The organism is Mycobacterium sp. IDUB_21, assembly GCF_055419425.1.
Genome location: NZ_JBVAXQ010000002.1, coordinates 295286 through 310133, shown reverse-complemented (window position 1 = coordinate 310133; position 14848 = coordinate 295286). Strand labels below are relative to the sequence as shown.

General features: G+C 65.1%; 15 protein-coding genes and 1 tRNA gene. 6 read left to right on the top strand and 10 right to left on the bottom strand.

Annotation, left to right across the window (positions count from 1 at the left end; translation table 11 throughout):
- Window positions 1–28 precede the first annotated feature (28 nt).
- From ACZYY4_RS04325 to ACZYY4_RS04305, 5 genes are read right to left on the bottom strand one after another with little or no spacing between them, the layout of a single operon-like run.
- A complete protein-coding gene (locus tag ACZYY4_RS04325; protein ID WP_463808217.1) occupies window positions 29–793 on the bottom strand; it encodes a MerR family transcriptional regulator in 765 nt (254 codons plus the stop codon).
- A gap of 9 nt (window positions 794–802) precedes the next feature.
- Window positions 803–2287 carry a flavin-containing monooxygenase gene (locus ACZYY4_RS04320; RefSeq protein WP_463808216.1) on the bottom strand — a complete coding sequence of 495 codons (1485 nt, stop codon included), beginning with the start codon at window positions 2285–2287 and terminating at the stop codon, window positions 803–805.
- An 11-nt stretch (window positions 2288–2298) separates the two neighbouring features.
- Window positions 2299–3219: a ferritin-like domain-containing protein gene (locus ACZYY4_RS04315; protein WP_463808215.1), complete on the bottom strand. Its 921-nt coding sequence runs from the start codon at window positions 3217–3219 to the stop codon at window positions 2299–2301.
- Window positions 3220–3263: 44 nt separating this feature from the next.
- Window positions 3264–4115: an SDR family NAD(P)-dependent oxidoreductase gene (locus ACZYY4_RS04310; protein ID WP_463808214.1), complete on the bottom strand. Its 852-nt coding sequence runs from the start codon at window positions 4113–4115 to the stop codon at window positions 3264–3266.
- Window positions 4115–5107, bottom strand: coding sequence for an alpha/beta hydrolase (locus ACZYY4_RS04305; RefSeq protein ID WP_463808213.1), 993 nt, complete (start codon window positions 5105–5107; stop codon window positions 4115–4117). The genes ACZYY4_RS04310 and ACZYY4_RS04305 overlap by 1 nt, the downstream gene beginning before the upstream one ends.
- 287 nt (window positions 5108–5394) lie before the next feature.
- On the opposite strand from ACZYY4_RS04305, the gene ACZYY4_RS04300 reads away from it, so the two are divergent.
- Both ACZYY4_RS04300 and ACZYY4_RS04295 read left to right on the top strand, forming a co-directional pair.
- Complete coding sequence (locus tag ACZYY4_RS04300; RefSeq protein ID WP_463808212.1) at window positions 5395–6156, top strand: PE-PPE domain-containing protein; 762 nt, start codon at window positions 5395–5397, stop codon at window positions 6154–6156.
- Window positions 6157–6479: 323 nt separating this feature from the next.
- Window positions 6480–7223: a PE-PPE domain-containing protein gene (locus tag ACZYY4_RS04295; RefSeq protein WP_463808211.1), complete on the top strand. Its 744-nt coding sequence runs from the start codon at window positions 6480–6482 to the stop codon at window positions 7221–7223.
- A gap of 44 nt (window positions 7224–7267) precedes the next feature.
- On the opposite strand, the gene ACZYY4_RS04290 is transcribed toward ACZYY4_RS04295, so the two are convergent.
- Window positions 7268–7341, bottom strand: a tRNA-Ile gene (locus ACZYY4_RS04290).
- Window positions 7342–7418: 77 nt separating this feature from the next.
- Window positions 7419–8324, bottom strand: coding sequence for a sigma-70 family RNA polymerase sigma factor (locus ACZYY4_RS04285; protein ID WP_463808210.1), 906 nt, complete (start codon window positions 8322–8324; stop codon window positions 7419–7421).
- 85 nt (window positions 8325–8409) lie between these two features.
- Between ACZYY4_RS04285 and ACZYY4_RS04280 the strand changes: the two genes are divergently transcribed.
- Complete coding sequence (locus ACZYY4_RS04280; RefSeq protein WP_463808209.1) at window positions 8410–8793, top strand: DoxX family protein; 384 nt, start codon at window positions 8410–8412, stop codon at window positions 8791–8793.
- Here the strand turns inward: ACZYY4_RS04280 and mddA are convergent.
- The gene (mddA, locus tag ACZYY4_RS04275; RefSeq protein WP_463808208.1) at window positions 8735–9514 is read right to left on the bottom strand and encodes a methanethiol S-methyltransferase; all 780 of its coding nucleotides are present in this window, start codon (window positions 9512–9514) and stop codon (window positions 8735–8737) included. The two genes, ACZYY4_RS04280 and mddA, sit on opposite strands and share 59 nt — an antisense overlap.
- Before the next feature lie 112 nt (window positions 9515–9626).
- On the opposite strand from mddA, the gene ACZYY4_RS04270 reads away from it, so the two are divergent.
- Window positions 9627–10490, top strand: coding sequence for an alpha/beta fold hydrolase (locus ACZYY4_RS04270; RefSeq protein WP_463808207.1), 864 nt, complete (start codon window positions 9627–9629; stop codon window positions 10488–10490).
- A 2-nt stretch (window positions 10491–10492) separates the two neighbouring features.
- Here the strand turns inward: ACZYY4_RS04270 and ACZYY4_RS04265 are convergent, their stop codons facing one another.
- Window positions 10493–11311 (bottom strand): carboxymuconolactone decarboxylase family protein, encoded by an 819-nt coding sequence (locus ACZYY4_RS04265; RefSeq protein ID WP_463808206.1) that lies wholly within the window; start codon window positions 11309–11311, stop codon window positions 10493–10495.
- 39 nt (window positions 11312–11350) lie between these two features.
- On the opposite strand from ACZYY4_RS04265, the gene ACZYY4_RS04260 reads away from it, so the two are divergent.
- A complete protein-coding gene (locus ACZYY4_RS04260; protein ID WP_463808205.1) occupies window positions 11351–12355 on the top strand; it encodes a synaptic vesicle VAT-1 family membrane protein in 1005 nt (334 codons plus the stop codon).
- A gap of 2 nt (window positions 12356–12357) precedes the next feature.
- On the opposite strand, the gene htpG is transcribed toward ACZYY4_RS04260, so the two are convergent.
- Entirely contained in the window at window positions 12358–14307 is a 1950-nt protein-coding gene (htpG, locus tag ACZYY4_RS04255) for a molecular chaperone HtpG (RefSeq protein WP_463808204.1), read from the bottom strand.
- A 63-nt stretch (window positions 14308–14370) separates the two neighbouring features.
- On the opposite strand from htpG, the gene ACZYY4_RS04250 reads away from it, so the two are divergent.
- A complete protein-coding gene (locus ACZYY4_RS04250) occupies window positions 14371–14838 on the top strand; it encodes a nuclear transport factor 2 family protein (protein WP_463808425.1) in 468 nt (155 codons plus the stop codon).
- Window positions 14839–14848 lie beyond the last annotated feature (10 nt).

Genomic DNA, 14848 nt, shown 5'->3' with positions numbered 1-14848 from the left:
CGCGCCGTCGCCGTTGTCAATCATTCGATCAGGTTGTCGATCGAGAGTCCTGCTCTTTACTCTCCTGCTGGTACTGCCGCAGCTCGGCACGCACCGCTGCATCGAACGCACGGTCCAGACTCGCGTGCGCCGTCCGCCTTGCCACCCGGCGCATGGCGTCCACCAAGTCGGCGGCCCAGGCGAGTTCGTCGTCGGTGGTGGGTAACCATCCGGTCCCTCGCTGGCGCACCACTTCCGAATACCCGCTGCGGGCCAGGACTCCGGCCGCTTCGTCCAGCTTCGTGTCGACCGCGCGCACGGCCTCCAACAACACCGGCAATGGCATGCCGCGCGAGATCAACGTGGCCAAATCATTGACGAGACGCAGATCAATCACCCGGTAGCTGTTGTCGGTACCGGTCGGCTCGATCACTCCGCTGTCCGTGAGCCGACGCAGCATCGGAGCGTCCAGGCCTCCCAGTCGCGTCTCCAGTTGCTCACGGGTCATGTTCTGCGACACCGGGTTCGACCACGGCGCGGTCACCAGCTCGCCCAGATCGGCCAGATCCAGCACCTCCACCAGATTCTCGCCGCGCTGAAGCCCGGTCAGGAACTTCAGGATGTGCTTGACCGTGAAGCCCTCGCCGAGCAATCGGATGATCGCCTGCAGCTGCTTGAGGTGCCGGTCGGTGTAGATCGCGACCCGACCCCGCCGCTGGGGCCGCGGCAACAGACCGTTCTCCTGGTAGACGCGCACGTTGCGGGTGGTCGTTCCCGCTTCCCGTGCGAGGTCGTCGATCCGGTACTCGGCCACCAGCACATCCTATGCGGTCAAGACCGGTTCGCCGCTCGCCTTCGCCGCGGTGATCGTGAAGTCGTGCAGGTCCAGAGTCTTGAGCTGGTTGACGTATTGGCTGGCAAACCCGGGATACATGGTGGCGTTGAAGCCGTCCTCCGTCAGATACCAACTCTGACATCCGGAGTTCCAGGTGGTGGATTGCAGGCGTCGCTGGATGTCCTGGTTGTAGCGAGCCTGCACCTCTGGCCGTACGTCGAGCGCCTTCCAGTCGAACTGCAATAGTTTGGAGATCGCCTCGACGATGTAGTCGATCTGCGCCTCCATGTAGACCAGCGCCGAACTGTGGCCGGGCCCCGAATTCGGCCCGAAGGTGAAGAACAGGTTGGGATAACCCGATACCGCCACGCTGCGGTAGGCATAGGCGCCACCGCTCCATTCGGAGGCCAATGCCCGGCCTTCCCGCCCAGTGATCGGGTAGGGGGTGCCGGCCTTGGGCACGTCGAAGCCGGTGGCGAACACGATGGCGTCGAACTGATGCTCGATACCCTCGACTGTCCGAATTCCCTTGGGTGACAACCGGGCAATCGGCCAGGTAACCAGAGCACAGTTTTCCGATTGCAGCGCCGGATAGTAGTCGCTGGTCATCAGCAGCCGTTTGCAACCGGCGGAGAAGTCCGGAGTCAACTGCCGGCGCATCCATGGATCCTTGACCTGCAAACGCAGGTTGACGGCACTGACCGCTTCGACCAGCCGGGTGAACGGACTCTCCCACACCACGCCGAGGGCAACCGACTCATGGCCCCAGTACCAGGCGGCCCGGATCAGTTTCTCGGCCGCCGGCACGTTCTTGTAGATCCGTTTGAGCCGACCGCTGGTGGAGGTGTTGACCTTAGGCAACACCCAGCCCGGCGTGCGCTGGAATACCTTGACCGACTTCGCAACCTTGACCAATTCCGGAATGATCTGCACTCCGCTGGCCCCGGTGCCGATGACCGCCACCTTCTTGCCCTCGAAGTCATAGTCGTGATCCCAACGGGCACTGTGGATCTTGCGACCCTCATAGCTGTCGATTCCCGGGATGTCCGGGAGGCTGGCATTGGCCAGCGGCCCGGAGGCCACGATAACTGTCCGGGCCCGCATCGACTCCTGATCGTCGAAATCGATGATCCACTCGCCCGCTTCGGCGTCGTAGCAGACAGCGGCCACGTTATGACCGAACCGGATGTGCGTTGCGATCCCGGCGGATTCGACCATCCCGTCGATGTACCCGAGTATCTCCGCGCTGCCGGAATAGGTCTGCGACCAGTCCGGGTTGGGCGCAAAACTGTACGAGTAGAGCCTCGACGGGATATCACATTGCGCACCGGGATAGGTGTTGTCGCGCCAGGTTCCGCCGACGCGTGAATCACGTTCGAAAATCGCGAAATCGGTGATTCCCTGGTCTTTGAGGCGCATAGCGGCACCGATGCCGGCGAAGCCCGCGCCGATGATGGCCACTGAGATCGTCATGTCGTACTCCTTCAGGCGACCGGCTCGTAGGTCAGTTCCTCGGACCAGGACGGGGTGTACTCCACCAGGGATTTGGGGATGACGCTGGTGATCGTGACCAAGGAGTCGGCCAGCCAGTGGTACTTGGAGCTGCGGTCGATCACCTTCTTGCTGTGCCAGGAGATGAACCGGTACATCGGCACCCGGCGGGCGAAAGCGCTGCGTTCACCGACAGTTTGGAACCGGCGCATGGCCTGGTAGAGACGTTCCTCATTGACGCCCATTGCCACGATGTTGTCCCGCATCTTGTTCAGCAGCGGGAAGTAGCTCAAGGTGCCGATCAGCAGCGCAGGGTTCATCCAGCTGCCAACGAGTTCGACAGCCAACTTGCGTATGTTGGCGTGGCCCAGAATGTCCATCACCTCGAAGTCGACCGCCAGGTGACGCGACTCGTCGGAGTTGATCCGCTTGAAGACTTCTTGGGCCACCGGGTCTTTGACCTCGTCGGTGATGAACTTGATCAGTGCGCCGTCGAGGGCGACCTCCAGCATGGGTATGACGGTGCCCAGAATCGACAGTGACATGCCATCGGAAAACTTGTCGAGCCAGGTGATCACCAGTTGGACGTTGACGCTCGGAGGCGGAATTTCGTCGTCCTCGAGCATGCCCCAGCGGCGCATGAGCGCGAGCTCGGCGTTAGCGTGCTTCTGCTCCTCGGCGTGGAAGTGCTCGTAGATGCTCTTCAGGGTCGGGGTCGGGGCCTTCTTGGCCAACGCGGCGAAACCGCGGGCACCGACATTCTCGATCCACATCAGGTCGGTCATGAACGGCTTGAGCTTCGCCCACAGCTCCGGCTTGATCAGCTCGGCGCCCGGGGCATCCCAGTCGATGTCGACCAAAGCCCACTGCTTGTCCTTGATCTTCTGCAACATGCCGTCCAGATCCATTGCCATGATCGGCTACTTCCTTTCGTGAGAGGGTCGGCCGCGGTTCAGTTTCAGGGAAGTACGCGGCTCAGCAATCCGGTGCCGCGGACATACAGTCCGGGGAAATGTCGCTTCAGGTGCCAGATGACCTTGGCGTCGAGCTGCGGAACCATGTACAGCCGGCCGCAATCGTGTGCGTCCAAGGTCCGCACCGCGACATCGTCGGCGGACAGTCCGATCCAGCGGGCCAGCTGCTGGCTGAGATTCCGCGAGCCACTGGTGATCCGGCCGTCTTGAAAGACGTTGGTCTTCACAAAGGTCGGGCAGAGCACCGTGACCGCGACGCCGGTGCCGTGCAGCTCGGCGGCCAGGGTCTCCGACAGGGACATGACGCCGGCCTTCGAGACGTTGTATGCCGCCATCGACGGTGCGGCGGCGAATCCGGCTGCCGATGCCACGTTGATGATTCCGCCGCGCCCGGCGTCGCGCAGGATCGGGGTGAAGACCTCGCAGCCGTAGACCACGCCCCACATGTTGATCCCGAGCGCCCAGTCCCAGTCCTCGAAGCCGATGTCGCCGACGGGCTTGCCTCCGATCCCCACGCCGGCATTGTTGATCAGCAAGGTCGGGGCACCGCCAAAGACGTCCTGGGCGTGCTCGGCCAGCAGCTCGACAGCGCCGCGGTCCGACACATCGCAGCGCGCCGCATGCCCGGCGCCAGTGGCCAGCTGCCCGATCAGGGCCACCGTCTCAACCGCGCGTGCTTCGTCGATGTCCGCGCAGAGGACGTCGCCACCGCGGCGGGCCAGTTCCAGAGCGAAGGAACGTCCGATGCCGCTGCCGGCGCCGGTGACCACCGCCTTGGCGTTAGCCGTCCGCCGCTCATGCCGAAACAGGGACAGCACCGTGTCGAGGCCGAACATCAGCAGCTCTCCTTGAGTTCGCCGGAGCGCTGGTCGACGTACACCTGGGCGACGAATGCCGCCGCACGGCGCAGTGCGTGCTTCGCCTCCGGGGCCAGCCGCGGCAGGGCCTGGAAGACGTGCACCATCCCCGGCCAGATCTCCAGGGTGCTGGTTGCGCCGGCCCGGCCCAGCTCGGCGTCGAGGTAGCGCGCGTCGGCGCTGAGCATCTCGTAATCACCGACCTGAATGAGCACCGGCGGAAACCGATCCGCTTTGCCGAAGTCGAGGCGAAGGCGCGGGTCGGCTTGGTCATGCCCGCAGATATAGAGGCCCACCATTCGCCGCGCCGCGCGAGCCGAGGTCGCCGGGTCACGGCGCACCGCTTCCTGCTGTTCGGCTAGATCCAGGCTGAGATCGATCAATGGCGAGAACAGCACCACTCCGGCCGGCCGGAAATTCGGGTCATCGGCATGGGCGAGCAACAGGTCACAGGTCAGGTGCCCGCCTGCAGAGTCGGCGCCGATCACGATGTCGGATGCCGCGTACCCCTGGGCTATGAGCCATCGGTAGCCGGCTTCGACATCGTCGGCCGCGGCCGGGAAGAGGTGCTCGGGAGCCAACCGGTAGTCGACCACGAACATCGGCAGTCCGGTGGCCTCGGAAAACCTGGCGACCAGCTTGCGATGGGTCCGGGCCGAGCAGATCACGTAGGCGCTTCCGTGCACGTAATAGCCTGCCCGTTTGCCGAACTCGACGCCGGGCCCCAGCACCCATTCACCGCGCACTCCCGGACCGCTCACCGCAATGATCCGGGTGCCGCCAGGCATCGACCCGAACGTCGCCATGACCGTGGCGATCAAAGCGCGGCCGAACCACACGCCCGGTCGGTTCATCGGAATCATGCAGGTGAGCCAGCCCAGCGTCCAGCGGGTGGCGGCAGCCGACAGCACCGCACGCAACGAGGCGCGGGCAGGTACCGCAGGGGGTTCTGGCCGATCAGGTTCCGTCACAACATGGAGAACATCACACACTGTGCCAGTTGTCAATGGCATGGTTGGGAATATCGAACTTTCCGAGTCCTTTTGCATGGAGTTCCGTCCATTTGTTTTTGCTTATGTTCCGCAGCCATTGACTGCGCACAGCGGGAGACTTCACTTCGCGATTTCGCTCGCCCGATTTCTTTCGATTCTGCAGACGAAATTGACGTCAGCTGAAATAATTCAGCTGTTGGCAAGGTGCCACAGCGCGCGATTAACATCTACCGCGTCGGAGATCAGACGAACCTAAGGGGGACTTCATGAAGCAAGTGATCCTCGGCGCCGCACTGTGTGGGGCCGCGCTGGCGTTGTCCGCTGCGGCCAACGCGGCCAACGACAACTACGATTTCCTCTACGGCTCAACCGACGCGTTGGTCCTGGGTCCGACCGGCATCTCGACGCCGACTGCCAACTACATCAGCCACGGGATCGACCTGTACCTCGATCCGCTGGGGTACCAGGGCACCCTCGCGTCGTCGGAGGCGCTGACTCTCCCCAACTCCTATGACTTCCTTGAGAGTGTCCCGGGTGGCGAAAAGATCCTCATCGACGCGGTTCTCGCTGACTTCCAGGCCGGGGAGATGGGCTGCGACGCCGCCGGCGTCTGCAGCGACCCGCTGACCATTTTCACCTATTCCCAAAGCAGCCTGGTGGCCGCCCACGCCCAAGACGACCTCGTGGCGGCCGGCGTCCCCACCGACGCACTACGTTTCGTGATGCTCGGCGCCACTCCCGAGGCCGTTCCCACCGACCTCTATCCCACCGAAGTGTTCAACATCGAAGGCGACATCTATGCGACGCACTCCTTGACCACGAGTTGGATAGACCTGCTGTTCGGGAACACAAGTTGGCAAGACGTGCTGTTCGGGTTGGCAGTCCACAATGCCTACCTCGGGTTGACGGCAGACCAAATCGACTCGGCCACCTCGGTTACCGATGGACTGACCACGTTCAACGAGATTCCAGAACTCAGCTTCCCCGAACTGTGGAGCGCGCTGTTCAGTTCGTGGTTTGCCGTGTGATGCACAGTTGCCGCATCGAACCGAGCAGCCGCGGCGGCGACTTCGTCGTCATCGGAAGGTGGCCACCCGGTCACGGTCTCGCGGTCCGAACCACATAGTTCGGGGCCCGATTGGCTAGCACATCGACAGGTTGGGACGTCGTCAATTTCGCTCGGTAGCTGTGTCGATTCCGGGAAGACAAAATTGACGCCGACTGCAATAATTCTGCCGTCGACAACCAGCGCACGATCGACATCTCCCGCGGGTGGAGATGTCGATCGGCGTAACCGAGTGCTGAGCCGATCAGTGACGGCATCTGTGATTTTTACGACTGGGGGGACTTAATGAAGCAGGTAATCCTCGGCGCCGCGCTGTGCGGCGCCGCGCTGTCGTTGGCCGCTGCAGCCAACGCCGATGCCAATGTCGACGACAGCTACGACTTCCTCTACGGCTCAACCAACGCGTTGATCCTGGGGCCGACCGGCATCCCGACGCCGAATGCCGCCTACATCAGTGATGCGGTCAACCTGTACCTCGACCCGAACGGGTATGACGGCACCGCCGCGTCGACGCTGGCCCTGACCACCCCCGAAACCAACGACTTCGGCCAGAGCGTCGCGCAAGGCGAAACCATTCTCGTCAACGCGGTCGTCGCCGACTACGCCGCCGGCGACATGGACTGCGACGCCTCCGGCGTGTGCAGCGACCCGCTGACCATTTTCACCTACTCCCAGAGCAGCCTCGTCGCCTCCCTCGCCGAACAGCAACTCCATGACGCCGGCGTCCCCAGCGACGCTTTACGTTTCGTGATGCTCGGCGCCAACCCCACCGTCGTCCCCGACGACCTGTACCCGACCGACATATACAACATTCACGGCGACGCCTACGCGGAACCCGGCTCCTTGGGCCTAAGTTGGCAGGACCTGATGCTCGGACTGGGACTCCATGAGGCCTACCTCGGGTTGACGGCGAACGAAATAGACTCGGCCACAACGGTGGTCGACGGAATGACCAGTATCAACGACATTCCGACACTCACCACAACCGAGCTGTGGGACGCGCTGCTCAACGCGCTCAGCGCAGCGTGATGCACAGCTGGGCATTCGGTCACCCTCAACTCACACGACCTGGGTGGGGCGGGCGGGGCTCGAACCCGCGACCAACGGATTATGAGTCCGCGGCTCTAACCAACTGAGCTACCGCCCCCGGCACCGACTGGCGGCAGACATCATCCGCCAGATCGTCGGTCGGCATCGGCACAAGGCCTCCGCACGACCATGACATTAGCGCCCGGTCACATCACCAGCGACTCCGTGGTGTGGCTCAGGAGGCTCAGGCAGATCAAGCCTGGCCAACCGGACCGGGTCGGCGATCGAGACGATACCCACCAGGCGGCCGTTGCGCACCGTGCACGCCATCAGGCTCAGCGGCCGGCCGGAGGGGCCCCAGCCGAGAATTCCGGGGTCGCCGTTGACCAGCACGCGACGGGCGGTGAAGCGAGCCCCCTGACCCCGGCGGACCGCAGCTATGACCTCGCCGGATCCGGTCGTGACGGTCACGCCGCGGGACGTGTGCTGGCGCCAGGTGACATCGGGATCGAGCACCCGCAGCAGGGCGTCGAAGTCGCCCAGCTGGGCGGCCGACAGGAAGGCGTCGACGACCTCGCGCTGCTCGCGCCGATTTCCCGCCGGCCTGGGCACGTCCTGAACTTTGCGGCGGGCCCGGCTGGCCAGCATCTTGGCGGCATCGGCCGACTTGCCGACGATCGGCCCGATCTCGGCGAAAGGCACCGCGAACATGTCGTGCAACACGAATGCCAGGCGTTCGTCGGGGCGCAGCGAACCCAGCACAACCAGCAGCGCCAGTCCGATCGAATCCGACAGCACCGCGGCATCTTCCGGGATGTCGCGGTCATCGGTCACGACGAGTTCGGGCAGGTCCTGTTCGATCGAGACCTCGGGCCGCGCGGCGCGCGAACGCAGGGTGTCGATGCAGATGCGGCTGATCACGGTGGTCAGCCATCCCGGCAGGTTCTCGATCGCCTCGGCGTCCTGGCGCGACAGCCGCAGCCACGCCTCCTGAACCGCATCTTCGGCATCTGACCGCGAGCCCAGCACCCGATGCGCCAACGCCAGCAGGCGATGACGCTGCTGCTCGAAAGCTTCCGCCAGTTGCGACTCGGTCGTCATCGGTTACCTCTCGTGGTGTCGGTCCGTCATAGGTAATGACGGACCCCACCCGACCGAGGTAACCACGAACACGAAGGAGTGCGCCATGAACACCACCCTGTGGATCATCGCCGGCGTCGTCGCCGCCGGTTTTGTCGCCGGTGGCACCGCCCTGCTATTGCTGCCGAGGGAGAAGTACCGGGCATTGGGCGCCAACCAGCACTGGGTCGACGACTTCGGCAACGGGCATCTCAAGGCCATCGGCACGCTCAAGCTGACCGGTGCGATCGGTCTGATCCTCCCGGCTGCTGTCGGGGTGGCACCACTGCTGGTGCCGATCGCAGCCTGCGGCCTGATGCTGTTCATGGCCGGGGCGGCCACGACGAGATTCCGCCGCGGCGAGTGGGGCTACATGGCCGGCGACATCGTGTTCATCGCGGTGTTTGCGTTTCTGGCGTGGGGGCGATTGGCCCAGCAGCCCTTCGCCTGATTCTGCCGGGCACGAGCATCGGCACGTTGGCTCGGTACTGCTGGTATTGGTCCCCGAGTGCTGCGATCAGATCGCGCTCCTCGAGTTGCACCGCGATCAAGATGTAACCGGTGGTTGCCGCCGCGAACAGCAGGTGGCCGGCGGTCATGGTGGGCGTCGCCCAGAACGCGATCACGAAGCCCAGCATCAGCGGGTGCCGAACCACCCGGTAGAGCGCCGACGCGCGAAACCCGACAGGCTGGTACGGCTGCGCCTGCCACGCGGCGTACACCTGGCGCAGCCCGAACAGGTCGAAGTGGCTGACCATGAACGTGGACGTCAGGGCGATCACCCAGCCGACCCAGAACAGCACCCACAGCGCTGTCCGCCCAACCGGCGTCGTCACATCCCAGATGATCGTCGGGATCGGCCGCCATTGCCAAAACATCAGGGCCAGAACTAGATTCGATGCCAGGACATAGGTGCTGCGTTCGATACCCTCCGGCACCATGCGCGTCCACCATCGTTTGAACGCCGGGCGTGCCATGACGCTGTGCTGCACGGCGAACAGGCCCAGCAGCGCCACGTCGACCACGATCGCTTCACCGACGCGCGCCTGCAGTCCGTGGTCCACGCTGCGCGGCACCACGAAGTCGCCGACGAAGCCGACCGCGTAGAGGAAGACGACGAGAAACACCAGATAGTTGAGCACCGCGTAAGCGAGTGCGAGAAAGCGGGCCATGGTGCCCTCCCAAGCTACGAATACACCATCGTAGCCCCATCAACCCGCAGGTCACCATGGGTTTTGCCGGGCAATTGATCGGCCATTATCGAGGTCGGCTTACTATCCCAAGATGACCGCGGAAACATTCGTCACCCACGTACCCGGCGATGTGCGGATCATCGCCGACCGTCACGGTGACCCCGACGCACGCGCGGTGGTGTTCCTGCACGGCGGCGGCCAGACCCGACGCTCCTGGGGCCGGTCTGCCGCGGCGGTGGCAGAGCGCGGCTGGCAGGCCGTCACCGTCGATCTGCGCGGGCACGGTGAATCGGATTGGGCCACCGAGGGTGACTACCGGTTGGTCAGCTTCGCCACCGACGTCCACGCGGTGCTGCGCACGCTGCCGCCGGACCCGGTGTTGGTCGGCGCCTCACTGGGCGGGTTGACCGCGATGCTGCTGGGCGGCGAACTGGCTCCCGGTGCGGCCAGCGCGGTGGTGTTGGTCGACATCGTGCCGAACATGGACGCCGGCGGCGCCGAACGGGTGCAGGCGTTCATGGCCGAGCGGATGGAGTCGGGCTTCGACTCCCTCGACGAGGTCGCCGACGCGATCGCCGCCTACAACCCGCACCGGCCCCGCCCCGCCGACCTGGACGGGCTCACCGCGAACCTGCGCCGCCGCGGTGACCGCTGGTATTGGCACTGGGATCCGAAGTTCGTCAGCGCCGCCGCCGAGCAGGCACCGCTGGAGATCCATGACGTCGACCGGCTCAGCGCCGCGGTGCAGAACATCCTCGACGGCGGCGTGCCGATGCTGTTGGTGCGCGGCCAGCTCAGCGATCTGGTCAGCGCCGAGAGCGCCGAGGTGTTCCTGGCCCGGTTCCCGCAGGTGGAGTTCGTCGACGTTGCCGGCGCCGGCCACATGGTCGCCGGGGACCGCAACGACATCTTCGCCGACGCCGTTATGAGTTTTTTGGCCCGCCACGCCGACTGAGCTCAGCCGTACACGGTCTGGCCGTTGGCGTCGAGCAGATACTGTTCGGTGCCTTCGGTCACCCGCGGCGCGTCGGCGTCCAGTGCCACCGCGATCTTGTTGCCGGCGTTGCGCATCACATCCAGGGTCAGTTCGACGACTTGGTCGTCGGTGAAGTGGCGGCGCACCCCGGCGGCGACGTCGGCGTCGATGCGCGCCGGCGTCCAGATCAGGGCGTCGACGTAGCGCAGCGCCGCCTTCTGCGCCTCGCTGAGCAGCCCGGAATCCTCGAATCGCTCAATGTCGTCATACAGCGACTCCGAGCCGCCGGAGTCCAGGGCGGTCGTCTCCCGCAGCGACTTGCACAGCCGGCAGTTGTGCTGCGCCGCACCACGCAACCGCACTACCTCGGAGGTCACCGCGTCCAATGACCGCAGCCGGGCGACGGCGGGCATGAACCCGTTGAACAGCGCGTCGGCCGGGTGACCCGAGTGGTCCCAGGCGATCGTGTCCGACCACGGCACCGGGACACCCACCGCATCCAGCCCGGCACGCACCCGCGGCACGAAGTCCGCTATGTACATCTGGATGACGGCTTCAAAGGCGCTGTCCCCCAGTGCGTCCCGCAGGCGGCTGCGCTGGTCGCCGGTGATCGTCGTGACGTCGACGCTGAACTGTTCGGCGAACTCGGTCACCGCCGGATCGGCATCGGCCCCGGCGGACGCCACCTCGGCCGGCAGTGACGGCAGGCCCAGCGTCCGCCCGCACACCTCGCGGACCAACGCGCCGACACCACCGCCCGACAGCGCCACCAACCGATTCAGCTCAACGAGAACGTCCATGTCAACGATTATGGACCGAACGGCAATAGGCTCACACCCATGCGCGTCGTCGTCATCACCAAACACGGGCCTCCCTCAGTGCTCCAGGTGCAGGATCGCCCCGACCCTCCGCCGCCTTCGAGCGGCCAAGTGCGGATCGGGGTGCGTGCGGCGGGGGTGAATTTCGCCGACCACCTCGCCCGCGTCGGGCTGTATCCCGAAGCGCCGAAGCTGCCCAGCGTGGTCGGGTACGAGGTGGCCGGGACCATCGAGGCCGTCGGCGACGGGGTCGATCCGGCCCGTGTCGGCGAGCGGGTCCTGGCCGGTACCCGGTTCGGCGGCTACGCCGAGATCGTCAACGCCAACGCCACTGACACCGTGACGCTGCCGCCGTCGATGAGCTTCGAGCAGGGCGCCGCAATACCGGTGAACTACGCGACGGCCTGGGCGGCATTGCACGGCTACGGGTCGTTGCGCGCCGGCGAACGGGTGCTGGTGCATGCGGCGGCCGGTGGGGTCGGCATCGCGGTGATCCAGCTGGCCAAGGCCGCCGGGGCGATCGTGCACGGCACCGCGTCGCCCGGCAAGCACGATCAGCTCAAGGCATTGGGCGTCGACCGCGCCATCGACTACCGCCGCGACGGCTGGTGGGACGGCCTGCAGCCTTACGACCTCGTACTCGACGCGCTCGGCGGCACGTCGGTGCGGCGGTCGTTCGGACTACTGCGTCCCGGCGGACGACTGGTGGCCTACGGCCTGTCGTCGCTGCAGCAGGGCGAGAAGCGGTCACTGCGGCGAGCCGCACCGCAGGCGCTGGCGATGCTGCGCGGCTTCAGTCTGCTCAGGCAGATGGAGGAGTCCAAGACCGTCATCGGGCTGAACATGCTGCGGCTCTGGGACGACCGCGGCACGCTCGAACCCTGGATCGCCCCGCTGTCCGAAGCGCTGTCCAACGGCACCGCGGCACCACTCGTTCACGCGGCGGTGCCGTTCGCCGAAGCCCCGGAAGCGCACCGCATCCTGGCCGCGCGCGAAAACGTCGGCAAAGTGGTGCTGGTGCCCTGAGGTCAGACGGTGCGGGCCAGCCGCTGCGCCAGCAGCTCGGCGAACCGCGCCGGATCCTCCAGCGACCCACCCTCGGCCAACAACGCTGTGCCGTAGAGCAGTTCAGCGGTCTCGGCCAGCCCGGCATCCTCGCCCCGCTCCCCGTGCGCCTGGCGCAGGCCGGTGACCAGCGGGTGGTCCGGGTTGAGTTCGAGGATGCGCTTGCCGACCGGAACCTCCTGACCGTTGGCACGGTAGATGCGTGCCAACGCCGGGGTCATCTCGAAGGTGTCGGTGATCAGACAAGCCGGTGACTCAGTCAGCCGGGTTGACAGCCGCACCTGTCTCACCTGGTCGGTCAGGGTCTGCTCCAGCCAGGCGATCAGGTCGGCGAAGTCCTTCTCCTGCTCCTTGCGCTGCGCCTCGTGCGCGGTCTTGTCCTCCTCGGAGTCCAGATCCACCTCGCCCTTGGCCGTCGACTGCAACGGTTTCCCGGCGAACTCGGCGACGGTGTTCACCCACACCTCGTCGACCGGGTCGGTGAGCAGCAGCACCTCGTAGCGCTTGGCCTTGAACGCCTCCAGGTGCGGCGATTTCAGCAGTTGCTGGCGAGACTCGCCGGTCGCGTAAAAGATCTGCTCCTGGCCGTCTTTCATGCGTTCGACGTACTCGGTCAGGGTGGTCGGCTCGGTGTCGCTGTGGGTCGAGGCGAATGAGCTGATCCCCAGCAGTGCCTCCTGGTTGTCGAAGTCGGAGAGCAGTCCTTCTTTGACGACGCGACCGAACTCGGTCCAAAAGCTGCGGTAGTCCTCGGGCCGCTGCGACTGCAGCTCCTTGATGGTGGACAGCACCTTCTTGGTCAGCCGCCGGCGAATCGCGTTGATCTGGCGATCCTGCTGCAGGATCTCGCGGGAAACGTTGAGCGACATGTCCGCTGCGTCGACGACACCCTTGACGAAGCGCAGGTACTCGGGCATCAGCTGATCACAGTCGCCCATGATGAAAACTCGTTTGACGTAGAGCTGCACCCCGACCTGGGCGTCCCGGTTGAACAGGTCGAACGGGGCATGCGTCGGGATGAACAGCAACGCCTGGTATTCGAAGGTGCCCTCGGCCTTCATCGCGATGACCTCGAGCGGATCATCCCAGGCATGTGCGATGTGCTTGTAGAACTCGCTGTACTCCTCTTCGGACACTTCGTCTTTGGGCCGCGCCCACAGCGCCTGCATCGAGTTCAGCGTCTCGGTCTCCACCGTGACGGTCTCTTCTCCCCCGTCTTCGGTGGCTGGGGTCCGGCGCTCGACCTGCATCCGGATCGGCCAGGCGATGAAGTCGGAGTACTTCTTGATCAGGCCCCGGATCGTCTGATCCGCGGCGTAGTCGTGCAGCGCGTCTTCGGCGTCTTCGGGCTTGAGGTGCAGGGTGATCGACGTTCCCTGTGGCGCGTCCTCAACCGGTTCGATGGTGTAGGTGCCGTCTCCGCTGGATTCCCAACGGATGGCCTCGCTCTGGCCGGCCTTGAGCGTGAGCATCTCGACTCGGTCGGCGACCATGAACACCGAATAGAAGCCGATGCCGAACTGACCGATCAGCTCTTCGGATGCTGCTTCGTTCTTCGCGTTCTGCGCCTCGCGCAGTTGCTGGCGCAGCTCGGCGGTGCCGGAGCGGGCCAGCGTGCCGATCAGGTCCACCACCTCGTCGCGCGACATGCCGATCCCGTTGTCGCGGACCGTCAAGGTGCGGGCCGCCTTGTCGACCTCGATCTCGATGTGCAGGTCGGAGGTGTCTACCCCCAATTCGGCCAGGTCCTTGTTGCGGAATGCCTCGAGCCGCAACTTGTCCAGCGCGTCGGAGGAGTTCGAGATCAACTCGCGCAGGAACGCGTCCTTGTTGGTGTAGACCGAGTGGATCATCAGATCCAGCAGCTGACGGGCCTCAGCCTGAAACTCCAGTTGCTCCACACGCGCGCTCATGGGGATCTTCCCTCCTCGACTGATTGACAACCGGCTCGGCGACACGGTTCAGTGACCATCATGATGGATGGCCCCGCATCGGATACAGCCACCGCGACGAGCGAGGTCGTCCTGGGCTTGTGGCAGGCACTGGCACGGCACGATTGGGATGCACTGAAGACACATCTGGCGCCGGACTGCCTCTATGTCGACATGCCGATGCCGGCGGCGGCGGCACGCGGCCCCGAAGACATCGTCAAACGGCTGCGGTTGTTGTTCGACCGGTTGGCCGGCTACGAACACCACGGCGGCCGGCTGGTGGCCGACGGTGCGGACGTCATGTACGAGCACTCCGAGACCTGGCACTTCCCCTCCGGCGAGCAGGGCACCCTGCGGTTCGCCACGGTGCACCGGGTTGTCGACGGGAAAATCACGGTGTGGAAAGACTATTGGGATTTCTCCAGCATGCTGGCGTTCGCGCCGCCCAACTACTTCGACAGCTTCGGCGCCGACGACATGTCCTGGGTGTTCGACGCCACCGATCTGTTGTGAGCCCGGGCCG

What these genes read in the sequence shown, in the direction of transcription:
- ACZYY4_RS04320 (WP_463808216.1), bottom strand. Translation starts at nt 2,287, where the DNA reads ATGACGATCTCAGTGGCCATCATCGGCGCGGGCTTCGCCGGCATCGGT.
- ACZYY4_RS04315 (WP_463808215.1), bottom strand. Translation starts at nt 3,219, where the DNA reads ATGGCAATGGATCTGGACGGCATGTTGCAGAAGATCAAGGACAAGCAG.
- ACZYY4_RS04310 (WP_463808214.1), bottom strand. Translation starts at nt 4,115, where the DNA reads ATGTTCGGCCTCGACACGGTGCTGTCCCTGTTTCGGCATGAGCGGCGG.
- ACZYY4_RS04300 (WP_463808212.1), top strand. Translation starts at nt 5,395, where the DNA reads ATGAAGCAAGTGATCCTCGGCGCCGCACTGTGTGGGGCCGCGCTGGCG.
- ACZYY4_RS04295 (WP_463808211.1), top strand. Translation starts at nt 6,480, where the DNA reads ATGAAGCAGGTAATCCTCGGCGCCGCGCTGTGCGGCGCCGCGCTGTCG.
- ACZYY4_RS04285 (WP_463808210.1), bottom strand. Translation starts at nt 8,324, where the DNA reads ATGACGACCGAGTCGCAACTGGCGGAAGCTTTCGAGCAGCAGCGTCAT.
- ACZYY4_RS04280 (WP_463808209.1), top strand. Translation starts at nt 8,410, where the DNA reads ATGAACACCACCCTGTGGATCATCGCCGGCGTCGTCGCCGCCGGTTTT.
- mddA (WP_463808208.1), bottom strand. Translation starts at nt 9,514, where the DNA reads ATGGCCCGCTTTCTCGCACTCGCTTACGCGGTGCTCAACTATCTGGTG.
- ACZYY4_RS04270 (WP_463808207.1), top strand. Translation starts at nt 9,627, where the DNA reads ATGACCGCGGAAACATTCGTCACCCACGTACCCGGCGATGTGCGGATC.
- ACZYY4_RS04265 (WP_463808206.1), bottom strand. Translation starts at nt 11,311, where the DNA reads ATGGACGTTCTCGTTGAGCTGAATCGGTTGGTGGCGCTGTCGGGCGGT.
- ACZYY4_RS04260 (WP_463808205.1), top strand. Translation starts at nt 11,351, where the DNA reads ATGCGCGTCGTCGTCATCACCAAACACGGGCCTCCCTCAGTGCTCCAG.
- htpG (WP_463808204.1), bottom strand. Translation starts at nt 14,307, where the DNA reads ATGAGCGCGCGTGTGGAGCAACTGGAGTTTCAGGCTGAGGCCCGTCAG.
- ACZYY4_RS04250 (WP_463808425.1), top strand. Translation starts at nt 14,371, where the DNA reads ATGGATGGCCCCGCATCGGATACAGCCACCGCGACGAGCGAGGTCGTC.